The 22,019-nt window shown below is 65.8% G+C and carries 20 protein-coding genes; 15 read left to right on the plus strand and 5 right to left on the minus strand.

From position 1 onward, the window contains the following. Positions 1–4: 4 nt before the first annotated feature. The 4 genes from BMY25_RS02940 to BMY25_RS02955 are packed head-to-tail and all read right to left on the minus strand — an operon-like array spanning position 5 to position 4,798. Entirely contained in the window at positions 5–1,273 is a 1,269-nt protein-coding gene (locus BMY25_RS02940) for a ribulose-bisphosphate carboxylase large subunit family protein (RefSeq protein WP_092495051.1), read from the minus strand. A 2-nt stretch (positions 1,274–1,275) separates the two neighbouring features. Then, positions 1,276–1,815, minus strand: coding sequence for a VOC family protein (locus BMY25_RS02945; RefSeq protein WP_092495052.1), 540 nt, complete (start codon positions 1,813–1,815; stop codon positions 1,276–1,278). 29 nt (positions 1,816–1,844) lie between these two features. After that, entirely contained in the window at positions 1,845–3,782 is a 1,938-nt protein-coding gene (locus tag BMY25_RS02950; RefSeq protein ID WP_092495053.1) for a TRAP transporter large permease, read from the minus strand. Then, the gene (locus tag BMY25_RS02955) at positions 3,782–4,798 is read right to left on the minus strand and encodes a TRAP transporter substrate-binding protein (RefSeq protein ID WP_238858137.1); all 1,017 of its coding nucleotides are present in this window, start codon (positions 4,796–4,798) and stop codon (positions 3,782–3,784) included. The genes BMY25_RS02950 and BMY25_RS02955 overlap by 1 nt, the downstream gene beginning before the upstream one ends. Positions 4,799–4,919: 121 nt before the next feature. Between BMY25_RS02955 and BMY25_RS02960 the strand changes: the two genes are divergently transcribed. The 3 genes from BMY25_RS02960 to BMY25_RS20680 all read left to right on the plus strand — a co-directional run bounded on the left by BMY25_RS02960 (position 4,920) and on the right by BMY25_RS20680 (position 8,336). Further along, a complete protein-coding gene (locus tag BMY25_RS02960; RefSeq protein WP_092495055.1) occupies positions 4,920–5,990 on the plus strand; it encodes a LacI family DNA-binding transcriptional regulator in 1,071 nt (356 codons plus the stop codon). Positions 5,991–6,022: 32 nt separating this feature from the next. Then, positions 6,023–7,807: a D-lactate dehydrogenase gene (gene dld / locus BMY25_RS02965; protein WP_092495192.1), complete on the plus strand. Its 1,785-nt coding sequence runs from the start codon at positions 6,023–6,025 to the stop codon at positions 7,805–7,807. Positions 7,808–7,934: 127 nt separating this feature from the next. Continuing rightward, on the plus strand, positions 7,935–8,336 hold the full coding sequence (locus BMY25_RS20680) for a hypothetical protein (RefSeq protein WP_092495056.1): 402 nt from the start codon (positions 7,935–7,937) through the stop codon (positions 8,334–8,336). A gap of 74 nt (positions 8,337–8,410) precedes the next feature. Here BMY25_RS20680 and BMY25_RS02975 read toward each other — a convergent pair whose 3' ends face one another. Beyond that, positions 8,411–9,100 carry a GntR family transcriptional regulator gene (locus BMY25_RS02975; protein ID WP_238858122.1) on the minus strand — a complete coding sequence of 230 codons (690 nt, stop codon included), beginning with the start codon at positions 9,098–9,100 and terminating at the stop codon, positions 8,411–8,413. 169 nt (positions 9,101–9,269) lie between these two features. On the opposite strand from BMY25_RS02975, the gene BMY25_RS02980 reads away from it, so the two are divergent. The 12 genes from BMY25_RS02980 to BMY25_RS03035 all read left to right on the plus strand — a co-directional run bounded on the left by BMY25_RS02980 (position 9,270) and on the right by BMY25_RS03035 (position 21,704). Continuing rightward, positions 9,270–10,286: a Zn-dependent oxidoreductase gene (locus BMY25_RS02980; RefSeq protein ID WP_092495058.1), complete on the plus strand. Its 1,017-nt coding sequence runs from the start codon at positions 9,270–9,272 to the stop codon at positions 10,284–10,286. Positions 10,287–10,340: 54 nt separating this feature from the next. Further along, on the plus strand, positions 10,341–11,333 hold the full coding sequence (locus BMY25_RS02985) for a TRAP transporter substrate-binding protein (RefSeq protein ID WP_092495059.1): 993 nt from the start codon (positions 10,341–10,343) through the stop codon (positions 11,331–11,333). A 92-nt stretch (positions 11,334–11,425) separates the two neighbouring features. Then, positions 11,426–11,920 (plus strand): TRAP transporter small permease, encoded by a 495-nt coding sequence (locus BMY25_RS02990; RefSeq protein ID WP_092495060.1) that lies wholly within the window; start codon positions 11,426–11,428, stop codon positions 11,918–11,920. Continuing rightward, entirely contained in the window at positions 11,920–13,194 is a 1,275-nt protein-coding gene (locus tag BMY25_RS02995; RefSeq protein WP_092495061.1) for a TRAP transporter large permease, read from the plus strand. The genes BMY25_RS02990 and BMY25_RS02995 overlap by 1 nt, the downstream gene beginning before the upstream one ends. A 60-nt stretch (positions 13,195–13,254) precedes the next feature. Further along, the gene (gene uxuA / locus BMY25_RS03000) at positions 13,255–14,439 is read left to right on the plus strand and encodes a mannonate dehydratase (protein WP_092495062.1); all 1,185 of its coding nucleotides are present in this window, start codon (positions 13,255–13,257) and stop codon (positions 14,437–14,439) included. Between the two features lie 209 nt (positions 14,440–14,648). After that, positions 14,649–15,563: a LysR family transcriptional regulator gene (locus BMY25_RS03005; protein WP_092495063.1), complete on the plus strand. Its 915-nt coding sequence runs from the start codon at positions 14,649–14,651 to the stop codon at positions 15,561–15,563. Between the two features lie 183 nt (positions 15,564–15,746). Continuing rightward, positions 15,747–16,790, plus strand: a complete 1,044-nt coding sequence (locus BMY25_RS03010; RefSeq protein WP_092495064.1) for a TRAP transporter substrate-binding protein — start codon at positions 15,747–15,749, stop codon at positions 16,788–16,790. 85 nt (positions 16,791–16,875) lie between these two features. After that, a complete protein-coding gene (locus BMY25_RS03015) occupies positions 16,876–17,496 on the plus strand; it encodes a TRAP transporter small permease subunit (RefSeq protein WP_092495065.1) in 621 nt (206 codons plus the stop codon). Then, positions 17,493–18,776, plus strand: a complete 1,284-nt coding sequence (locus BMY25_RS03020; RefSeq protein WP_092495066.1) for a TRAP transporter large permease — start codon at positions 17,493–17,495, stop codon at positions 18,774–18,776. The genes BMY25_RS03015 and BMY25_RS03020 overlap by 4 nt, the downstream gene beginning before the upstream one ends. Before the next feature lie 40 nt (positions 18,777–18,816). Further along, complete coding sequence (locus tag BMY25_RS03025; RefSeq protein ID WP_092495067.1) at positions 18,817–19,497, plus strand: DUF2848 domain-containing protein; 681 nt, start codon at positions 18,817–18,819, stop codon at positions 19,495–19,497. Positions 19,498–19,500: 3 nt separating this feature from the next. Then, entirely contained in the window at positions 19,501–20,868 is a 1,368-nt protein-coding gene (locus tag BMY25_RS03030) for an amidase (RefSeq protein WP_092495068.1), read from the plus strand. A 44-nt stretch (positions 20,869–20,912) separates the two neighbouring features. Continuing rightward, complete coding sequence (locus BMY25_RS03035; RefSeq protein ID WP_255365477.1) at positions 20,913–21,704, plus strand: putative hydro-lyase; 792 nt, start codon at positions 20,913–20,915, stop codon at positions 21,702–21,704. Positions 21,705–22,019 lie beyond the last annotated feature (315 nt).

Here is a 22,019-nt window from a genome sequence, read left to right on the forward strand (position 1 = left end):
CGCGTCAGGCACCGAAGCGCTGGAGCGCGTGGGCCAATTCCGGCCGTGTCGATGCGTAATCGGCCAGCGTCTCGCCCGCCACCACGGCTTCCCACGCCTGCCGCAAGCTGCGGACGCCCGCCGCCGGGCCGTCCGGATGCGCCATGATCCCGCCGCCCGACATGAAGAGGAGGTCGGTGTTGCCGATTTCCTTGAAGGTGACGGGCGCGGTGCCGGCCCATTGCCCGGAGGAGAAGGCGGGCATCACGCGGTCGTCCGCCGTCTCAGACATCCGGGTCAGGCAATCGTGGGCGGAGGAAACGACCTCTTCGTCGGTCTGCGCGAATTTTCCCTGCAGTCCGTGAACATGCATGTGGTCGACACCGGCGAGACGCCACATCGCCTGATAAGCCCCGAATGAGATACCCAGCAGCGGGTGGCGCGAAAAGGCGCCGTAGCCGTTGCGGTGACCGTGCAGGACGAGGTCGGTGTGCCGGCGCAGCGTCTGCACCGCCGAGAAGCCGCACCAGTTCAGGCTCACCATCGCGCAGGTGCCTTCTTCCCGCGCGATCAGGTCGGCATGCCGACGCATGGCGTCGGTCTCGTCGGTGATGTTGAAGGCGACCATCACCGCCTTGCCCGTGCGGTCGCGGTGCCGGCGCACGCGCTCCATCACCGCCGGGATACGCTGGGCCAGCGGCGCATGGAGCGGGTCGGCGCAGATTTCGTCGTCCTTGATGAAGTCGAGCCCGGCCCCGCACAGCTCTTCCACGATATCGGCCGTCTGCTCCGGCGAGAGGCCGACATTCGGCTTGATGATAGAGCCGATCAGCGGCCCCTGGGTGACGCCGGTCAGCGCCCGCGTTCCGGCAAGGCCCTGAGCAGGCATGTCGAACGTATCGCGATAGGCGGACGGCAGGGTCAGCGTTTCCAACCGCAGGCCGGTGACCTCGCCGAGATCGAAGAGGTTGCCGCCGACCGTTGCCGCGAGGCTCGGCAGGTTGGTGCCGACATTCGCGACGGGAAAGCTGATGCGGATGTGCGCGCGCCGCCACGGGCCGGTCACCTGCTTGCGGTCGAGCCACGCATTGGGCAGGCTCGGCACATCCACCGGCGTCGGATCGGTCTCGACCGCCTCGACGGTGGCACGGGCCCGCTGCCTCAGCTCGTCGGTTTCGCCATGGACACGAGTGAAGGTGCCGCAGGATTGCTCGCCCGCCATGATCTCCGCGATCTTGGCGGGATCCAGAGGCGTCTCGATGAGATACGTCGCCTCGAAGCGATCGTCGCGCATGATCAGAGCCTGCCGAGATCGGGGAAGGGGCGCACGGGATCGTTGCCGTCCCAGGTCTCGGAGGCTTCGCGGATCAGGCGGAACATCTCGCCCTTGGGGCCCGCCACTTCGGAAAGCTCGATCACGGTGCCCGGATGATATTCCGTGTCGAAATAGACGAAGCGGCCGTTGCGGCCGACCTCGCCGCTCATCGCGATTTCGAAACCCTGGCCGGTGAGGCGGACGACGTCTTCGTCAAAGCTCTCGGTCCAGTAGGCGACGTGCTGCAGGCCGGTGCCGCTCGCCTGCTTGAAGTCGCGGTACATGGACGGCGCATCGTTGCGGGTCTGGATCAGCTCCACCTGCATAAAGCCGGAATTCGCCAGCGCGACGGAATTGTGCACGTCGTAGGCCTCGCCGCGATAGCGGTAGTTCTCTATCGGAACGCGTTCATTGTAGAAGAACGGACCGACGCCCAGCACGCGGCTCCAGTAGTCCATCGCCTGCTCGATATCGTCGACAACATAGCCGAGCTGGCGGATCTGACCGAGAAAACGGCTCATCGAACACTCACTTCGAAAGGGAAAGGGGATCAGAGAAGGCCCGTCGAGAACCACGGCACGGCGGCGACCAGGAACAGGCCGACCAGCAGGGCTGCGATGTAGCCCCAGACGTGGCGGAGGCCCTCGTCGGGATGGATCCGGCTGATGGCGCAGGCGCCATAATAGCCGACGCCGAAGGGCGGGGCGAAAAGGCCGATGCCCATCGCGAAGATCACCACCATGGCATAGTGGACCTCGTTGACGCCGATGGCCTTGGCGATCGGGAACAGCAGCGGGCCGAAAAGCACCATGGCCGGGATGCCTTCCAGCACCGAGCCGAGGATGATGAAGGCCACGATGGATACCGCAAGGAAGCCGTAGGTTCCGCCGGGAATGCCGGCCATCCACTGCGCCAGGTTCTGCGAAAAGCCGGATTGTGTCAGGCCCCAGGCCATGGCGGTGGCGCAGCCCACGATCATGATGATCGCGCCCGTCAGGACCGCCGTGTCGATCAGCATCGGCATGAGGCGCGACCAATCGAACTGCCGGTAGATCACGAGGCCGATCACGACGGAATAGACCACGCCGATGGTGGAGACTTCGGTTGCCGTCGCAACGCCCTCCACCACGGCGGCGCGGATCACGAAGGGCAGCAGGATCGCGGGCAGGGCCACGAGGAAGAGCTTGGCGATCTCGCGCGCCCGGGGCTTGCTGATCGCGCTCAGGTCCTCTTTCCGGTAGCGCCACCAGACCACGGCGCAGAGCATCGCACCCAGCACGCAGGCCGGAATGAGGCCGCCGGTGAAGAGCGCGGCGATGGAGACGCCGGTGACCGAGCCGATTGTGATCAGCACGATGGAAGGCGGCACGGTTTCAGTCTGCGCGCCTGTGGCGGCCAGCAGCGCTACGAGTTCGCCGGGCTTTGCGCCTCGCTTCTGCATTTCCGGGAAGAGCACTGGCGCGATGGCGGCCATATCGGCGATCTTGGAGCCGGAAATGCCGGACACCAGATACATCGCCGCGATCAGCACATAGGAGAGGCCGCCGCGCACATGGCCGAGCATGCTCGCCAGGAACTGGATCATGGCGCGTGCCATGCCCGTCATCTCGATCAGCGCGCCCAGGAAGATGAAGAGCGGCACGGCCAGGAGCATCAGGTGGCCCATGCCTTCATCGAGCCGCCCGACCATCACCAGCATGGGGGTGGAGGTTGTCAGCGCGAGGTAGGCAAAGGTGGAGAGCGCGAAGGCGAAGGCGATCGGCACGCCAGTGAAGACGCAGGTCGCGACCAGCCCGACAAAGAAGATCAGGAGGTTGATCTGGCCGAGAGGCTTGAGCCAGGGGCCCGCCGCCCAGAAGCAGGCGGCCACAACCAGCGTCACGACCACCGCGCCCATGACCGGACGCCAGCCGATTTCCCGGGGCAGGCGGAAAAGCCGGAGCAGCGCCGCAACCATCATCAGTGCGATGCCGGTGGGGATGGCAGCCGCCCGCCAGGCATTGCTGATTTCCAGCGCCGGGGTGACGATGAAGCTTTCCTCGTTGGCGTAGTCGATGGCCTCGGGAAGGATCAGGATCAGGAAGGCGAGGGGGGCCGCGACCGCAAGCGCTTCCAGAAAGGCGCGCGTTGCCGGGCGAACCCGGGTCACCAGCCCTGTCATCCGCATGTGGTCGCCACGCCGCAGCGCCGCCACGGCGCCCAGCATGGAAAGCCACAGGAACAGGATGCCCGCGAGCTCATCCGACCAGACGAGCGGGCTCTGGAACACGTAGCGCGCGACGACGCCGGCAAAGAGGATCACGATCTCCGCCACGACCAGCGCCGCGGCGGCCCCTTCGACCAGGAGCCGAAGCCAATGGTCGAGCCGCTCAACGATCGGCAGCCGTGGTGAACGCCGGGGCGTCGAGCCCGCACCGCTCTCGACGCCGAGGCTGCCGGCATTGACCAGATCCGGTCCGCGGACCGCCTCCTCCGTGTCGGCCAGCATCAGGCGAGCTTTCCGACCGAGCCTTCCAGCAGGCTCCAGGCCTCTTCGCCGAAGCGGCCCTTCCACTCCGTGTAGAAGCCGGCGTCCCGCAGCTTGGCGCGGAAGGTATCCGGCGCGGGCGAGTTGAAGGCCAGCCCCTTGGACTTGAGGTCCGCGACCACCGTGTCGTTCAGTGCCTTGATGTCCTCGCGCTGCTTGGTGCCCGCCTCGTTGAAGGCGGTGTGGATGATGGTCTGCAGATCGGCCGGAAGCCCGCGCCATGTCCGGCCGTTGAAGATGAACCAGTAACCGTCCCAGATGTGGTTTGTCAGGGCGCAGGATTTCTGCACCTCGTAGAGCTTCGCCACCTGGATGATCGGCAGCGGGTTCTCCTGCGCGTCGACGATCCTGGTTTGGAGCGAGGAATAGACTTCGCTGAACTGCAGGCTGGCGGGCGACGCGCCGAGGCCCTTGAACATGGAGATCGAAAGCGGGCTGACCGGCACGCGGATCTTGAGGCCGCTCATGTCGGCGGCCGTCTCGATCGGCTTGCCGCTGGTCGTCATCTGCCGGAAGCCGTTGTCCCACACCTTTTCGAAGGTGAAGAGGTTGGCCTTGGCGATCGCGGCGCGGACGAAGGAGCCGACCTTGCCGTCCATCGCGCCCCAGACCTGATCGTAATTGGCGAAGGCGAAGCCGACGGCGCTGATGGCCGCGACCGGTACCAGAGTGGCTATCACGAGCGCGGAAGGCGTGAACATCGTGATGCCGCCGGAGCGCACCTGCGCCAGCATGTCGGTGTCGCCGCCAAGCTGGTTGTTCGGGAAGATCTGGATCCGGACGCGGCCGTTGGATTCCTTGGCGACGCGATCGGCGGCTTCCTGCGCGCGGATGTGCAGCGGATGCGTTACGGGCAGGTTGTGACCGTATTTGAGGTCGAACTCGGCGGCTCTGGCGATGCCGGGCAGGCCGAAGGTAAACGCCGCGGCGGGCGCTGCAGCCATGGACCTGAGCACGGTCCGGCGCGAAATCGACATCATGGAACCTCCCGAATTTTGATGCGACTTGATGGCGTCGCTATTTCCTTGGGCTGGACACTAGGTAGGCCGATGGGGCAGTGTCAAACCTAATCGATGATGGCTTTTGATGGATTGATGGATGCAGCAGCAGGGTGACGATGCATCGGGTAAGCGCTCCCGCCGCACGCAGCTTGCCAGCGTGAGCGACGTGGCCGAGCGTGCCGCGGTATCGCCCGCCACGGTCGATCGCGTTCTCAACCGGCGCCCCGGCGTGCGGCCGGCCACGGTCAACCGCGTGCTCAAGGCCGCCGTCGAACTCGGCTATATCCCGGAATCGGAGATCGAGGCGGCCAGGCCGGGCAAGCCGATCCGGGTCACCTTCCTGCTGCCCGCCGGCAGCAACCGCTTTCTGTCGATGCTGGGCCGCTCCATCGTGGCGGCGGGGGAGACGATGGCCCGCTCGGACGTCAGGGCCAAGGTCGAGTTCGTCGAAAGCTTCAACCCGGATCTTCTCGCCCGACAATTAAGGGAGCAGGGCCGGAACGCCGATGGGATCGCCTTCATGGCGATCGAGCATCCGGCAGTTCGCGAGGCCGTGAACGATCTGGCGGAACGCGGGGTGCCGGCCGTCACGCTGATCTCCGACATCGCGAATTCCCGCCGCGCCGCCTATCTCGGGCTGGAGAACCGTTCCGCCGGGCGCACCGCCGCCTCGCTCCTGTCCCGCTTCATCGGGCGGCGGCCCGCGACGGTCGCCATGATCGCGGGCTCGCGCAGCTATCGGGCGCATGAGGAGCGCGAGATGGGCTTTCTCCACTTCCTGGAGGAGATGGCACCGGAGGTGCAGGTGGTGGGCCTCCGCGAAGGTCTGGACGAGGAAGCCCGTAACTATCGCCATACCCGGACGCTGATCGGGCAATATCCGGATCTCGACGGCATCTACAATATCGGCGGCGCGCCGGAAGGCGTGGCCAAGGCGCTGAAGGAAGCCTCGCGCGACCGTGAGATCGTCTTTGTCGGCCACGGACTGACGCTGAACACGCGCGGCCTTCTTCTCGACGGCACGATGGATGCGGTGATCACCCAGAATCCATCGCGGACGATTGCCGCCTGCGGGGCGATCTTTGCCAATATCCGTGGCGGCGCCGACCCGTTGCAGGGCGTGGAACCGCTGCAAACGGAGATCATCCTGCGCGAGAACCTGCCGTGACCGCCGAAGTCCCGATGTCCGGAGAAAACCCCATGCTTGCAGCTTCCGAATGGCCCGCGGCGGCCTCGGTCGGATCGCGGAACGACCGAAACCGACTCATTTCGGATCTGCGATCCATCGTCGGCAGGAAGCATGTCCTGACGGAGGAAAGCGCGACGCGTCGCTATCGGACGGGATTTCGCTTCGGCTTCGGCCGCGCACTGGCGGTGGTGCGGCCCGGTTCGCTCGTGGAGCAATGGCGGGTGCTGAAGGCCTGCATCGAGGCGAACGTGATCGTCATCGCGCAGGCCTCCAACACCGGCCTGACGGGGGGCTCGACCCCGGATGGTAACGATTACGACCGCGATCTCGTCATCGTCAGCATGTCGCGGATGAAGACGATCCACGTCATCGAGGGCGGCGAGCAGGTCGTCTGCCTGCCCGGCGCCACGCTGGACCAGCTTGAGCGCGAATTGCTGCCGCTCGGGCGCGAGCCGCATTCGGTGATCGGCTCCTCCTGCATCGGCGCGTCGGTCTTTGGCGGCGTCTGCAACAATTCCGGCGGCTCGCTGGTGCAGCGCGGGCCGGCCTACACCGAGATGTCCGTCTTCGCGCGGGTGGACGAAGCGGGGCACCTGCACCTCGTAAATCACTTGGGCATCCGGCTGGACGGCTCGGAGGAGGAAGTCCTCGGCCGGCTGGACAACGGCACGTTCTCGGAAGGCGACGTGCTGCGCGATGCGGGGGCGGGCCACGATCATGGCTATGTCCGGCACGTGCGCGAGATCGAGGCGGCGACGCCCGCGCGCTTCAACGCGGATCCGGGCCGCCTCTTCGAATCGTCGGGGTCAGCCGGCAAGGTTATGGTCTTCGCCCTGCGGCTGGATACGTTCCCCATCGCGAGGAACGCCAGGGTTTTCTACATCGGCACCAACCGGACCGAGGAACTCACCGACATCAGAAGGGCCGTCCTCGGCGAATTCGAGCACCTGCCGATTTCGGGCGAATACCTGCACCGGGATGCGTTCCGGGTGGCCGAAACCTACGGCAAGGACACCTTCCTGATGGTGCGTCATCTCGGCACCGCGCGGCTGCCCGGCCTCTTCGCGGCCAAGGCACGCTGCGACGCCATTCTCGACCGGATACCGTTTCTGCCCCGGCATCTCACCGACCGTATGATGCAGGCGGCAAGCCGACTTTTCCCGAGTCATCTGCCGCCCCGGATGAGGGATTACGACAGGCGGTTCGAGCACCATCTGCTGCTGAAGGTCAGCGAGGAAGGGGCGGAGGAGGCGCGTCGCTTCCTGATGCGCTACTGCGAGACGGCGACCGGCGCGTTTTTCGAATGCACGCCCGACGAAGGCGGCAAGGCGTTCCTGCACCGCTTTGCGGCGGCCATGGCCGCCAACCGCTACCGCGCGATCCATACCGGCAGCGTCGAGGATATCCTCGCATTGGACATCGCCCTGCCGCGCAACGAACGCGACTGGCTGGAAACATTGCCGCCCGAGATCGATGATCGGATGATCCTCAAGCTCTATTACGGCCACTTCCTCTGCCACGTGTTCCACCAGGACTACATCGTGAAGAAGGGCAATGACTGCATGGCCCTGGAACATGAGATGTGGAAGCTGCTGGACGAGCGCGGCGCCGAATACCCGGCCGAGCACAATGTCGGCCACATGTACGTCGCCAAGCCGGCGCTTCGCGAGCACTACCGCAATCTCGACCCGTGCAACTGCTTCAATCCCGGTATCGGCCACACGTCGAAGGCGGCGAAGCATGGAAGAGAGGGCTCGCCATTGCCTTCATCACCTCCGACCTCGACGAGATCATGACGCTGGCGGACCGCATCCTCGTAATGTCGAATGGCTCACTTCCCAGCAAACTCTCCCGCCGCGACGGCACCCAGCACGCTCTCGTTCAAGATCAGCACGTGCGCTGTAGGAAGTTCTCGCGATCGGCATGACTTTCGTGATCATCGCCGGCGGCATCGATTTTCCCGTCGGCTCCATCGTCGCCTGTCCAACATGGTGGCGGACGCTGATCCTCTATCGACTTGGCCGCTCGGCTACACCATCTGGTTCACGTGCCGGAGATCGTGCTGATCGCCAGCTCAAGGGAGTGCTCTTCGTCGCCGCGTTGGGCATGCTCTATGTCGTGCGCAGCGAGGTCATGCTCTCCTTCATGGCGCACGTTTCCCAACCTCTTGGGCGCGGACGGTCTCGGCGATATCGGCTTTCCCTGCTCGGCACCGGCAGTTCCGTCGGTGTGCCCCTTCGCGGTCTGAGCGCTGGTCGTCGGGGGGGGGGCGCCCATCTGGCGCTCGGCAAGTACCTGAAGTGGTCCGTCTATCGCCACACCTGAAGCCGGAACGGATGGACGGTTCGTCTGAGGTGACCGGCCCCACCGTGTTGACGGATCGAACTCGCGACGGCTCTTCAGGAAAACAGTTCCGGCTTTTCCCTTAGCAGCACCTGGATCGTCTTGAAGACCTCCTCCAGGTGAACCTTCATGGCCTGTCCCGCGAGGGTCGGGTCGCCCAGGCGGATCGCGTCGACGATATCGGTGTGCTGCTCGATCAGGATATGCAGATGATCGGGCGACGGCAGGCTGAGATAGCGGACGCGGTCGAGCTGGCCCTTGACGCTCTGGATCACCTTCCATGCGCGCGGCATGGACACGCTGTCGCTGATCGCGCGGTGGAATGCCTCGTCGAGGACCATGAAGCGGGCGGCGTCGCCGGCCACGATCGCCTCGGCCTGTTGGGCGAGAAAGCCCTGCAGCACCCGCACCGACGCGGTCTCCGGCTCCTCGGCCAGTCGCGCGGCGATCGCCGTTTCCAGCGCCTCGCGCAGGAAGCGGGCTTCCATGACCTCCGCCAGCCGGATCGGCGAAACAAACGTGCCCCGTTGCGGGAAGATGTCGACCAGGCCCTCGTCGGCCAGCCGGATCAGCGCCTCCCTGACGGGGGTTCGGCTGACCCCTATGCGCAGGGAGAGCTCCTTCTCGCTGAGCGCTTCCTTGGGCTGGAGTCGCATCGTCAGGATCGCGTCCCGCAACCAGGCGTGCACCTGGCCGGTGATCGGCAGCTTCAAGTCGATGGGCAGATCGAGGGACGCTCTCTGCACGCTCTTCACCCTTGGTCGTCGTCGCGCGTCTCGCACGAAAGGCGCTCGATTACCACTCCAGTGCCTGTCATATCACGCAATTGACGCACTACCATGGTAGTGCTACAGCGGTCAAAAGATCTCGCGAAATCGAGAGAACTCGCAAGAGTTGGGCCGAGGAAATGAACCGATGAGCGCTGTCTCCATCCGCGAGCCGCATCACCTTCAGCTTCTTTCCTGCGAGCCGACCGAGCCCGGGCCGGGGGAGATCAGGCTTCGCGTGCAGCGTGGCGGCATCTGCGGATCCGACATGCACATCCTTCACGGCGCCAATCCCTTCGCGAAATATCCGCGCGTGATCGGTCACGAATTCGCCGGAACGGTGGATGGCGTGGGCGAGGGCGTTACCGGCCTCGCCGAGGGCGACCAGATCGTCGTGGATCCCGTCGTCTCCTGCGGCCACTGCTATCCCTGCCGGATCGGGCGTCCCAATGTCTGCGCCAATCTCGAAGTCATGGGCGTGCACCGCGACGGCGGCTTTCGCGAGTACATCACCATTCCCGCGGCGAACGCGGTGCGGGTTTCCCCGGCGCTGCCGGTCGAGATCGCGGCGCTGGCCGAACCGTTCTCGATCGCGGCCAACGTCCTTTCGCGGACCGGATGCGGGCCGGAGGACACCGTCCTGGTCTATGGCGCGGGCACCGTTGGCCTGACGGTCCTGCAGGTCGCCAGGCTCAAGGGGGCGCGCGTGATCGTGGCGGATCCCGATGGGCAGCGGCTCGCCCGCGCGGAGAGCTTCGGGGCCGACCGGCTCCTTAGGACGGGGCGCGACGATATCCCGGCCAGCGTGGCGGGCGAGACGGAGGGGCTCGGCCCCACGGTCGTGATCGACGGGGCAGGCATTCCCGCTCTGCTGGAGGAAGCCTGCCGGGTCGCGAGCCCCGCGGGGCGGATCGGCGTCCTCGGCTTCTCGCCTGCGCCCTGCAACGTCTCGCAGCAGGAGATCGTGAAAAAGGAGCTGACGCTGTTCGGCTCGCGCCTGAACCGCAAGCTGCTGCCGGAGGTGGTCGGCTGGCTGGAAGACGGGCTCCTCAAGCCCGCGGCCATGATCACCCAGACCTATCGCGCTGAAGACGCGAAGGCTGCCTTCGACCTGATCGAGGCAGCGCCGGACCGCACGGTGAAGGTCCAACTCGCCTTCAACTGAGCGACCAGAAGAACCGGGTCCACAAGGCCCCGGACATAACAGGGAGGAAGACGAATGAAGGACTTTCCGATCTCGCGCCGCACGTTCGTCGGCGGCGCCGTCGCGGCCGGGTTTGCCCCGGCGATCATCCGTCCGGCTCGTGCGGCGGGCCGGACGCTGAAGCTCGGTCACCTCGCCAACGAGGAGAACAGCTGGCACAAGGCCTCGCTGAAATTCGCCGAGGAGGTGAAGAACCGCACCAACGGCGAAGTCGAGGTGCAGGTCTTCCCGAACGAGCAGCTCGGCAAGGAAACCGATCTCATCAAGGGGATCCAGCTCGGCACGGTGGATTTCACCATCACGGGTGAGTCGCTGCAGAACTGGACGCCCTACGCCTCGCTTCTCGCGACCCCCTACGCCATCCGCGACCTCGACCAGATGAAGACCGTCGTGGACGGCCCGATCGGGGAGAAGATCGCCGCCGCCGTCCGGGACAAGGCCAAGCTGGTGCCGCTGACCTGGTTCGCCCGTGGCCCGCGCGAGCTCACCTCCAACACGCCGATCAAGACGCCCGCCGATCTCGCGGGCCTGAAGATGCGCGTGCCGAACGTGCCGCTCTTCGTGTCCTTCTGGACGGCGCTGGGCGCCAAGCCGACCCCGATGGCCTTCTCCGAAGTCTTCACCGCGCTGCAGAGCCATGTGATCGACGCGCAGGAGAACCCGCTGGCGCTGATCCGCTCGGCGAGCTTCAACGAGGTTCAGAAGTATACGAATCTCACCGATCACGTGCTGAGCTGGATCTATCTGGCGACGGGCGAGCACACGCTGAGGAAGCTGACGCCCGACCAGCAGAAGGCGCTGCGCGATGCGGCCAAGGTGGCGCAGGACTATGAGCGCGAGCTTTTCCTGGCGGACGAAAAGCGCTTCCGCTCCGAGCTGGAGAAGGGTGGCATGACCTTTGTCGAAGTGGACAAGAAGGCCTTCGCCGAGAAGGGCAGCCAGGCGGTTCTCGCTTCGCTGAACCCGGAAGTCGTCCCCCTCTACAAGGAAATCGTGGCCGCCAAATAGGCGAGGCTCCACGGCAGGAGCGTTCGGCGCCGTGCCGGGCGCTCCATGAGAACGCCGGGTAACGGCGCGGTTTCGGAGGGGAGAAACGGATCATGAGAAAGGTACTGGGCGCGGTGGTCTCCGCGCTTTCGGCCATCTGCAAGGCCGGGACCCTGCTGTCATTCGCGGTGCTGATCTGCGTGGTGACGGTGCAGGTGCTCGGGCGCGTGCCGGGGATCTCGGCTCCCGCCTGGACGGAGGAAGTCGCCCGTTTCGCGCTGCTTTATCTGGTCGCCTTTTCCTGCGGTCTTGCCGCCCTCTATGGCGAACTCGTCAACGTCGATCTCGTCACCAACGCGCTTCCGGCGCCGGTGCAACTGGTGATTTCCAAGATCGTCGACATCATCGTGGTGCTGTTCTGCATCATGATCGCGCCGGGCGCCTACGGCTACGTCGTCAACAGCGTCGGCGAGCGGGCGCGGTCCTTCGACATGCCGATGACCCTGGTCTACGTCACGATCTTCATCATCCCCGTCGCCCTGGCGGTCTTCACCATCGCGCGTCTTCTCGGGTTCGGCCGGCCGATGCAGCACGAGGAGATGATCTGATGCTGATCGCGGCGCTTTTCGGCACCTTCGTCGTCTGCCTGCTTCTCGGCGTTCCCGTCGCGGTGACGCTGGGAGTTTCCTCCGTCGTCTATCTCTGGCTGGCCGGCATCGACCTGACCGTGGTGGCCCAGTTCCTGTATTCCGGCATGGACAGCTTCGTGCTGCTCTGCATCCCGGGCTTCGTACTGGCCGGCAACCTGATGAATGGCGGCGGCATCACCGACCAGATCGTCCGCTTCGGCAATTCGCTCTTCGGTCACATCCGCGGCGGGCTGGGCCTTGCCAACGTAACGGGCTCGATGATCTTCGCCGGCATCTCCGGCACGGCGGTGGCGGAAACCGCCTCCATCGGCGCGGTCATGATCCCCGCCATGAAGAAGGCGGGGTACGGCGCGGCCTTTTCCGCCGCGACCACGGCCGCCGCCTCCACCGTCGGACCCATCATCCCGCCCAGCGTTCCCATGATCATCGTCGGCACGCTGACGGGTCTTTCCGTGGGCCGCATGTTCATGGCCGGCGCGGTTCCCGGTCTCCTGATGGGGCTCGGCATGATGCTGACGGTCTACATCGTCGCCCGCATCCGCAACTATCCGAAGGGGGAGTGGAAGGGTTTCCGCGAGGTGCTCTCCTCCGGCAAGTCGGCGATCTGGGCGATCCTGATGACGGCGATCATCCTGTTCGGCATCGTCGGCGGCTACTTCACCCCGACTGAAGCCTCGATCGTCGCCTGCATCTACGCCTTCATCGTCGGCCTTTTTGTCTACAAGGGCTTCACCCTGCGCGATCTGCCCCGGATCATGCTGGACAGCGCGATCGGCTCGGGCGCGCTGATCCTTCTGGTCGGGCTTGCCAGCGTCTTCGGCTGGATCCTGACCAGCGAGCAGATCCCGCAGACCATCGCCAATGCGATGCTGTCGCTGACGACCAACAAGTACCTGATCATCCTCCTGATCAACGTCCTGCTGCTGATCGTCGGCACCTTCATGGAAACGATCGCGGCGCTGATCATCCTGTTTCCGCCGCTTCTGGCAGTGGCGGTCAAGGTCGGGATCGATCCGATCCACTTCGCCATGATCGCGGTGATCAACCTAATGATCGGCCTTACAACGCCACCGGTCGGCATCTGCCTTTTTGTGGCCGGCAATATCGGCAAGGTGACCCTCGGTCAGGTCAGCCGCGAGATCGGTCCCTTCCTGATCTGCAACATTCTGGTGCTGATGCTGGTGTCGTTCGTGCCGGCCATTTCGCTCTGGCTTCCGAGCCTGTTCTTCTAACCGGGATCCCCGGATCCCGGTATCGCAGTATCCCCCGACGCAATCCCAAAGAGAGACAACATGGAAGAGACCTGGCGCTGGTTCGGACCGGAAGATGCGATCGGCCTTGCCGAAATCCGGCAGACGGGCGCGCGCGGCATCGTCACCGCCCTGCATCAGATCCCCTATGGCGTGGTCTGGACCGAAGAGGAAATCGCCAGGCGGCAGGCGATGATTTCGGCCGATCCGGCGCTTGGGCTGGAATGGAGGGTAGTGGAAAGCCTGCCGATCCACGAGCGGATCAAGCTCGGCGACGGCGATATCGAGCCGCTGCTGGAGAACTACCGCCAGTCCATGCGGAACCTCGCCGCCTGCGGCATCCACATCATCTGCTACAATTTCATGCCGGTGCTGGACTGGACGCGCACCCGCCTCGACCAGCCGCTGGCGGGCGGCGGAACGTCGCTGCGCTTCAACATCCACGAATATGCCGCCTTCGACTGCTTCATGCTGGAGCGGCCGGGCGCCGAGGCCGAGCACACGCCGGAGGTGCTGCGGCGCGCGAAAGCGTGGTTCGACGCTTCCACCGAGACCGACCGCGCGCGGTTGCTGACCAACATCATGGCCGGCCTGCCCGGGGCTTACGAACGCTACGACGTGCCCGGGCTACGCGCCGTGCTGTCGCGCTACGATCATGTCACCCGCGACGATCTCCGCGCCAATTGCGTGCGCTTCCTGGAAGCCGTGGTGCCGACGGCCGAGGACGTGGGCATACGCCTCTGCGTCCATCCCGACGATCCGCCGCGCCCGCTCTTCGGGCTCGACCGCATCGTGTCCAATGCCGACGACATCGCCTTCATCCTCGACGCGGTGCCCTCGCAGGCCAACGGGCTGACGCTCTGCGCCGGCTCGCTCGGCGCCAACCCCGCCAACGACGTGCCGGCCATCGCGAGGCGCTTCGCCGATCGCATCCATTTCGCCCATCTCCGCAATGTGCGGAAGGATGCCGATGGCTCCTTCGAGGAAGCCGATCATCTCGACGGCGACACGGACATGGTGGCGCTGGTGAAGGTGCTGATGGACGAGCAGGCGCGGCGCAGGGCCGAGGGCCGGTCCGACTGGCAGATCCCGATGCGGCCCGACCATGGCCATGAGCTACTCTCCGACATTGGCCGCAAGACGCATCCCGGCTATCCGCTGATCGGCCGCATGCGCGGTCTGGCGGAACTGCGCGGCGTCATGCGGGCGGTGGAACGGCTGGGCTAGCTCACGGCCTCCGACGGGGGAGGGAGCGCGAATTCGATTGCGGCTTCCGGGCCGCAATCGAAGGGCCGCCGGCTGCAAGGAGCCGGGTGCGAGGGGCCGGGTGCGAGGGGCCGGGTGCGAGGGGCCGGCTGCAACGAGCCGGGTGCGAGGGGCCGGGCTTCGTACATGCGGATTGAAAAGTTTTTCCTTTCCGCGTCACAGTCCCGGGCATGATCGACCTGCGGAATATCGAGACATTCTTCTGGGCGGCCGCGCTGGGCAGTCTTCGTGCGGCCTCCGACCGGCTGGGAACCACGCAGCCCGCCGTCTCGCAGCGCATCGCCTCGCTGGAAAGCAGCCTCGGCGTGCGACTGTTCGAGCGTGACGCGCGCGGGGTGAAGCTCACCCCGAAGGGGCACGAGCTGCTGGTCCATGCCGAGCGGCTTCTCATGGCGCGGCGCGACATGATCGATGCGGCCCGGGACCAGTACACGGTCGCCGGGACGCTGAAGATCGGCGTTGCGGAAACCATCGTGCAGACTTGGCTGCCGCGCCTGATCGAAAGGGTCCACGCGGCCTATCCCGCTTTGGTGCTGGAAATCGAGGTGGACAGCACGCATGTGCTGAAATCCCACCTTCTGTCGCGCGAGATCGACCTGGCTTTCCTGATGGGCCCGGTGCTGGAAACGCGGGTGGAGAACCTGCCGCTCTGCACCTATCCGCTGGCCTGGGTGGCAAGCCCGGCGCTGGATCTCGGGCCGGAGCCGCTCACGCTCGACCGGATCGCGCGGTTTCCGATCGTCACCTATCCTTCCCGCAGCAGGCCGTATCGCGTGGTGCGCGATATGCTGATGCGAGCGGGGGTCGCTTCGCCGCGCATGTACGGCAGCGCCTCGCTTTCCATGATCGTGCGGATGACGATGGACGGCATCGGCACAAGCGTGATCGCGCCCGTTTTCCTCGACAAGGAACTGCAGCGGGGTGAACTCAGGATCGTCGAGGTCGAGGCGGATCCCTTGCCGGACCTGAGCTTCACGGCGACCTGGCTCGACGGACCGCAAGGTCCGGCGCCTCGCCTGATCGCGCAGATCGCGCAGACGGTCGCCCGCAACGACGCTCTGGGCAGCGATAAGCCGCGCTTATAGCCCGCATGCAAAGTTACGATTGGACGCTGGACGCACGTTCATTCCCAATGAGGAATGCCCAAAGGGTAGTCAGGCCTCCAAACGAGGCGGATGATCCCGAAATGATCGCGCCCTCGACCTTCGGACATGTCCGTAGCCGTGGTCACAAGCGGCGAGGCGAGGGCGAGACGAAGAGGAGAACAGATGAAAACCGTCGCGCTGGCCTTTGCCGCATTGCTTGCGGGCAGCACCGTTGCCGCAGCACAGGAGCTTCCGAAGACCCAGCTCAAGGTCGTGGGCGGCCTGAGCAACCTGACCGCCTATCAGGATTACGAAAAGCCGTTCTGGACCAAGACCGTGCCGGACCTGTCCCATGGCCAGGTGACCGCGCAGATCCGCGGCTTCAACGAGATGGGCCTGAAGGGGCCTGAGATCCTGCGTCTGATGTCGCAGGGCGTCATCGAGTTCGGCACGGCGACCCTGTCATATTTCGCCAGCGACAACCCGATCAACGAGGCCATCGATCTCGCCGGCCTGTCGCCCGACGCGAAGACCGCCCGCGAAGTCACGGACGCTTTCGAGCCGGTCCTGGCCAAGACCTACGGCGAAGGCTCCAACGTCAAGCTTCTCGGCATTTCCACCTATCCGGCGCAGGTCCTGTTCTGCAACGCGGACATCAAGGGGCTCGCCGACCTGAAGGGCAAGAAGGTCCGCACCTCCAGCCGCACGCAGGCCGAGTTCGTGGACGCCTTCGGCGGCTCCAGCGTTACCATGGCCTTCGGCGAAGTGGTGCCGGCGCTCCAGAACAAGGTCGTGGACTGCGCCATCACCGGTTCGCTCTCCGGCTATTCGGCCAAGTGGTACGAGGTTTCTACCCATCTCATGGCCCTGCCGATCAACTGGAACCAGCAGATCCATGCGGTGAACCAGAAGACCTGGGACAAGCTCGATCCCAAGGTGCAGGCTTTCCTGCAGACCAACATCGACAAGATGGTGAACGACATCTGGGATGCCGCCGCCAAGCAGACGCAGGAAGGCTACGACTGCAACACCGGCGCTGCCGCCTGTCCCCTCGACGTGAAGGGCAAGATGGTTCTGGTGGAGCCGAGCGAGGCCGACCGGGCCCTGCTGAAGACGGTGCTGCAGGAGCAGATCCTGCCGAAATGGGCGGCGCGTTGCTCGGCGGAATGCGTGGAGAGCTTCGACGCGACCGTGGGCAAGACCCTGGGCGTGACCGCGAAGAAGTAACCCGACGATGCCGGGGGAGCTCCGTCCCCCGGCATGAACCGCCTCGACGCTCGCCCCTCGAAACGCCGCCGTCAGGGATTTCCCGATGCCATCCTCCGCCCCAGTCCTCCGCCTGGCCGCGCTGTCGCGCCGAGCCGAGGCGCTAGCCCGCTATGCCGTCTGGTTCAGCGGCGCCCTCACTCTCGCCAGCGTCCTCCTGATCTCGGTGGACGTGCTGGCCCGCAAGTTCCTCGGTCGCAATACCGGAGCGGCCGACGAACTGTCGAGCTACGCCTTCGCCATCAGCACATCGTGGTCGCTCGCCTTCGCCACCCTGCAGCGGGCGAATGTGCGCGTGGACGTGCTTTATCAACGTCTCCCGGTCCGCCTGTCGGCCGTTCTCGACTGGCTCTCGCTGGTCGCCATGGGCGTCTTCATGGCGTTCCTCACCTACTATGCGCTGGGTGTCGTACAGGCATCCTGGGATCAGCACTCGACCGCCAACACGCCGCTGGCCACGCCGCTTTATATCCCGCAGGGGCTCTGGTTCCTGGGCCTGCTCTTCATGTGCCTGATCCTCGCCCTCATGCTGCTGCGCGCCTCGGTGGCGCTGGTGACCGGCGATCTGGACACGGTCCGCGAGATTTGCGGCGTTCGCTCCACAAGGGAAGAGGCGGAAGACGAGGCCGAAGCCGGCGAGCGCATGGTGAGGGGAGAATCCGCATGATTGCGACCGCACTTGTCCTGCTTTTGGCGCTGATCGGGCTTTCCATCCCGGTCGCCGCGGCGCTCGGCGTCCTCGGACTGATCCTGGACCCGCTCTATTCGATGCTGCCGCTGAGCCGCGCGATGGGGGAACTCGCCTGGAGTTCCAACAACGAATTCCTGATGGTCGCCATCCCGCTCTTCATCCTTTTGGGCGAAGTGCTGCTGCGGGCCGGCTTCGCGGAAAGCATGTACGGCGCCATGAGCCTGTGGCTTTCCTGGCTGCCGGGCGGGCTGATGCACGCCAATATCGGGGCGTCGACACTGTTTTCGGCGACGTCGGGCTCCAGCGTCGCGACGGCGGCGACCGTCGGAACCGTCGCGATCCCCCAGATCAAGCGCTACGGCTACAACGAGCCGCTGTTTCTCGGCAGTCTCGCCGCGGGCGGCACGCTGGGCATCCTGATCCCGCCGTCGGTGAACCTCGTGATCTACGGCGTGCTGACGAACGCATCGGTGCCGAAGCTCTATTTGGCCGGGATCATCCCCGGCCTGATGATGGCCGGGCTCTTCATGCTCACCATCATCGCCGGCTGCGTGGTGAAGCCGCATTGGGGCGGGGAGCGGATCCACGCCACCTGGGGCCAGCGGCTGCGCAGCCTTGTGCATCTGGCGCCGCCGCTCGGCATTTTCCTTCTGGTGGTCGGCTCCATCTATGCGGGCATCGCCACGCCAACGGAAGCGGCCGCGCTCGGCGTGCTCGGTGCGCTGATCCTCGCGGCGTGCTTCGGCCGCCTGTCCTTCGCCATGCTCCGCGAGGCGATCGAGGGGACGATGAAGACCACCGCGATGATCATGCTGATCATCATCGCCGCGAGCTTCCTTAACTTCATCATGTCGGCGACGGGCCTGATCGACGCCATCACCAGCTCGATCTCGTCGCTCGGCCTGACGCCGACCGAGATGCTGATCGCCGTGGTGATCTTCTACCTGATCCTCGGCTGCTTCATGGAAACGCTGTCCATGATGATCACCACGATTCCGATCGTGGCGCCCATCATGTTCAAGCTCGGCTACGATCCGATCTGGCTCGGCATCGTGATCATCATCTTGGTCGAGGCCGCGCTCATCACGCCGCCGGTCGGGCTGAACCTCTTCGTCGTGCAGAGCCTGCGCAAGAACGGGTCGATGGGCGCCGTCATCAGCGGCAGCCTGCCCTTCGTCTTCGCGATGTTCGTGATGCTGCTCCTGCTCGGCATCTTCCCGGCTCTCGCCCTGTTCCTGCCGCACGCCTTCGGATGAGCGGCAGGACCATTCTCTCCTTCAATGCTCCAGGATCGACATGGAACTGAAATTCACAATCGCTGACGGGCAAAGCGCGGCATTCACCGCCACGGTCGACAACCTCGTCGTTGCCGGCTGGGCGGGTCGCGACATGGCGGCGATCGAGCATCACATCGAGGAACTCTTCGCCATCGGCGTGCCCCGGCCCAGCGCCGTGCCGCTCTTCTATCGCGGCTCGGCGAACCTCTTGACGCAAAGCGAGCGCGTGCAGGTCGTGGGCGGCGAAAGCTCCGGCGAGGTGGAAACCTTCGTCTTCGCCGCCGGCGGAGAGCTCTTCGTCAGCATCGCTTCCGACCATACCGACCGCAAGCTGGAGACGCAGAGCGTGGCGCTCTCCAAGCAGATCTGCGCCAAGCCGGTGGCGCGCGAGGCCTGGCGCCTCGCCGATGTCGCCGGACACTGGGACGAACTCGTGATCCGTTCCTTCATCCAGGAGGGCGGCCGCGAGGTGCTCTACCAGGAAGGCCCGCTCGCCTCGCTGCGGCCGCCGATGGAGCTGATCGCCGGCTTCTGCGGGGCGGGCACGCTGCCCGACGGCACGGGCATGCTCTGCGGCACTGTCGGCGCGATCGGCGGCATCCGCCCCGCTCCGGTCTTTTCGATGGAGCTGTTCGATCCCCGCCTTGGCCGCACCATCCGCCATCGCTACGCTGTCGAAATCCTGCCGGAGGTTGCGTGATCCATGAGTGAGTTGGCTGAAGCGACGATCGCGGAACTCGGCGCGGCACTGGACGAGGGCCGGACGAGCTCCGTCGCCCTGACGCGGGCGGCGCTGGACAAGGCCGCCGATCCGGCGGGCGAGGGATCGCGCATCTTCACCCGGCTGTACCGGGATCGGGCGCTCGCCATGGCGAGCGCATCGGACGCGTTGCGCGCGGCGGGCATCCGACGCTCACCCATCGATGGCCTGCCGGTCTCGATCAAGGACCTCTTCGATGTCGCGGGCGAAGTGACGCTTGCCGGCTCCGTCGCGGCCGATGGCAACGCGCCCGCATCCGCCAACGCGGAGATCGTGGACCGGCTGATCGCCGCCGGCGCCGTGATCGTCGGGCGCAGCAACATGACCGAGTTCGCCTTTTCCGGCCTCGGCATCAATCCGCATTACGGCACGCCGCTGAATCCCTTCGACCGGCAGACCGGCCGCATTCCCGGCGGCTCTTCCTCCGGCGCGGCCGTCTCCGTCAGCGATGGCATGGCGGTGGCCGGCATCGGGTCCGACACCGGCGGCTCGGTTCGCATTCCGGCCGCGCTCTGTGGACTCGCCGGCTTCAAGCCGACGGCGCGGCGCGTCTCCACGAAGGGCGCGTTGCCGCTTTCCACCACGCTGGATTCGGTCGGACCGATCGCCCGCACCGTGGCCGATTGCGCCGTTCTGGATGCGGTTCTGTCGGGCGACGACCGGCCGCTCCCGGCCGCTTCCGACATCACCGGCCTGCGCATCGCCGTTCCCACCACCGTGGTGCTGGACGGGATGGACGAGACGGTTGCCGACGCCTTCCACACCGCGCTGAAGGCGTTGCGAGATGCGGGTGCGCTCGTGAGCGAAATCGCGATCCCCGAATTCGCGCATCTGCCGGCGATCAACGCCAAGGGCAGCTTTGCGGCGGCGGAAGCCTGGCACTGGCACCGTGACCTCATAGGAAAGGCGGCCGACCGCTACGATCCCCGCGTGCTCTCGCGGATACGGCCGGGCGGAAGCATGTCTGCGGCCGAGTATCTGGACTTGATCGAGGCCCGGGCGGCCTGGATCGCGGCGGTGGAAAACCGCATCGCCGGCTTCGACGCCGTACTCATGCCGACGGTGCCGTTGATCGCGCCGCCGGTCGCCGCGCTGCGGGACGACGACGAGGCCTACACCAGGACCAACGGCCTGAACCTGCGCAATCCGACCTTCATCAACTTCCTCGACGGCTGCGCCCTCTCCGTGCCCTGCCATGCGCCGGGGATGGCCCCGGTCGGCCTGATGATCGCAGGTCCGGCAAATGCCGATCGGAAGGTAATCGCCGTCGGGCAGGCGGTGGAGCGGGTGTTGGCGGCCCAATGGGGATAGCCGGGCGGGGATAGCCGGGCGGGGATAGGAGGAGCGGAGCAATAGTGAACCGTCATAACGCCACCGCCGCCCGCGAGGTCAGGCTGCTGGCCCGCTCGGGCGCGCTCACCGGCCCCACGGCCAATCTCGCGCCCGGTTTCGTGCAGGCCAATCTGGCGATCCTGCCCAGGGATCTGGCAGGCGATTTCCTGCTGTTCTGCCAGCGCAATCCCAAGCCCTGCCCGCTGGTCGGCGTCTCCGAAGCGGGCGATCCGATGCTGCCGGTGCTGGCCGAGGATCTGGATATCCGCAGGGATGTCCCACGCTACCGCGTCTGGGAGAACGGCGATCTGGTGGCGGAGCCGACCGACCTGGAGCCGTACTGGCGAGACGATCTCGTCACCTTCGCGATCGGATGTTCGTTTTCCTTCGAGGACGCGATGCTGGCGGCCGGGCTGCCGGTGCGCCACATCGAGCAGGGCTGCAACGTCCCGATGTACCGCACCTCTATCCAGACGCAGCCGGCGGGTCCCTTCGCCGGGCCTCTGGTCGTCTCGATGCGCCCGCTCCTGCCGGCGCAGGCGATCCGGGCCGTGCAGGTCACCTCGCTGTTGCCAGCCGTCCACGGTGCCCCGGTTCACCTCGGCGATCCCGCGATGATCGGCATCGACGATATCGCCAAGCCCGATTACGGCGATCCCGTCAGCATCCGCGAGGGCGAAATGCCCGTCTTCTGGGCCTGCGGCGTCACCCCGCAATCCGTGATCGCTCATGCCCGTCCCGATTTCTGCATCACGCATGCTCCCGGCCACATGCTGGTAACCGATCTCCTCAATCGCGACCTGTCTTTGCTCTGAGGGGTAGGGCAACCGCCCCGGAATCCAGTCTTGCCCCGACCGTTCATTCGCCCCGGAGCGGACGGCGCGGAATTGTCGTCGGCGCTGCCAAACCCGCAACCCGCGAGAGGGAAAACGCCGGGACCCTGGGCGACGCCCTCTGTCTCGCCGGGGCGGGGCAGCGGCAAGCCGACCCTGACGAGCGGGGCCGGTCGGCACAGGACTGGCCGGATGCCGCGTATGGCGCGATCCTCTCCGCGCTTCCGGAGCCGCCGTTCCGCATGCCTCCTTTCGTCGGAAAAATCTCGCAGCCTTCGCTCCTCGGGATGCCGGAGA

It is taken from the genome of Faunimonas pinastri, assembly GCF_900110915.1.
GTDB classification, from domain to species: Bacteria; Pseudomonadota; Alphaproteobacteria; order Rhizobiales; family Afifellaceae; genus Faunimonas; species Faunimonas pinastri.

What these genes read in the sequence shown, in the direction of transcription:
- BMY25_RS02940 (WP_092495051.1), bottom strand. Translation starts at nt 1,273, where the DNA reads ATGCGCGACGATCGCTTCGAGGCGACGTATCTCATCGAGACGCCTCTG.
- BMY25_RS02945 (WP_092495052.1), bottom strand. Translation starts at nt 1,815, where the DNA reads ATGAGCCGTTTTCTCGGTCAGATCCGCCAGCTCGGCTATGTTGTCGAC.
- BMY25_RS02950 (WP_092495053.1), bottom strand. Translation starts at nt 3,782, where the DNA reads ATGCTGGCCGACACGGAGGAGGCGGTCCGCGGACCGGATCTGGTCAAT.
- BMY25_RS02955 (WP_238858137.1), bottom strand. Translation starts at nt 4,798, where the DNA reads ATGTCGATTTCGCGCCGGACCGTGCTCAGGTCCATGGCTGCAGCGCCC.
- BMY25_RS02960 (WP_092495055.1), top strand. Translation starts at nt 4,920, where the DNA reads ATGCAGCAGCAGGGTGACGATGCATCGGGTAAGCGCTCCCGCCGCACG.
- dld (WP_092495192.1), top strand. Translation starts at nt 6,023, where the DNA reads ATGCTTGCAGCTTCCGAATGGCCCGCGGCGGCCTCGGTCGGATCGCGG.
- BMY25_RS20680 (WP_092495056.1), top strand. Translation starts at nt 7,935, where the DNA reads ATGACTTTCGTGATCATCGCCGGCGGCATCGATTTTCCCGTCGGCTCC.
- BMY25_RS02980 (WP_092495058.1), top strand. Translation starts at nt 9,270, where the DNA reads ATGAGCGCTGTCTCCATCCGCGAGCCGCATCACCTTCAGCTTCTTTCC.
- BMY25_RS02985 (WP_092495059.1), top strand. Translation starts at nt 10,341, where the DNA reads ATGAAGGACTTTCCGATCTCGCGCCGCACGTTCGTCGGCGGCGCCGTC.
- BMY25_RS02990 (WP_092495060.1), top strand. Translation starts at nt 11,426, where the DNA reads ATGAGAAAGGTACTGGGCGCGGTGGTCTCCGCGCTTTCGGCCATCTGC.
- BMY25_RS02995 (WP_092495061.1), top strand. Translation starts at nt 11,920, where the DNA reads ATGCTGATCGCGGCGCTTTTCGGCACCTTCGTCGTCTGCCTGCTTCTC.
- uxuA (WP_092495062.1), top strand. Translation starts at nt 13,255, where the DNA reads ATGGAAGAGACCTGGCGCTGGTTCGGACCGGAAGATGCGATCGGCCTT.
- BMY25_RS03005 (WP_092495063.1), top strand. Translation starts at nt 14,649, where the DNA reads ATGATCGACCTGCGGAATATCGAGACATTCTTCTGGGCGGCCGCGCTG.
- BMY25_RS03010 (WP_092495064.1), top strand. Translation starts at nt 15,747, where the DNA reads ATGAAAACCGTCGCGCTGGCCTTTGCCGCATTGCTTGCGGGCAGCACC.
- BMY25_RS03015 (WP_092495065.1), top strand. Translation starts at nt 16,876, where the DNA reads ATGCCATCCTCCGCCCCAGTCCTCCGCCTGGCCGCGCTGTCGCGCCGA.
- BMY25_RS03020 (WP_092495066.1), top strand. Translation starts at nt 17,493, where the DNA reads ATGATTGCGACCGCACTTGTCCTGCTTTTGGCGCTGATCGGGCTTTCC.
- BMY25_RS03025 (WP_092495067.1), top strand. Translation starts at nt 18,817, where the DNA reads ATGGAACTGAAATTCACAATCGCTGACGGGCAAAGCGCGGCATTCACC.
- BMY25_RS03030 (WP_092495068.1), top strand. Translation starts at nt 19,501, where the DNA reads ATGAGTGAGTTGGCTGAAGCGACGATCGCGGAACTCGGCGCGGCACTG.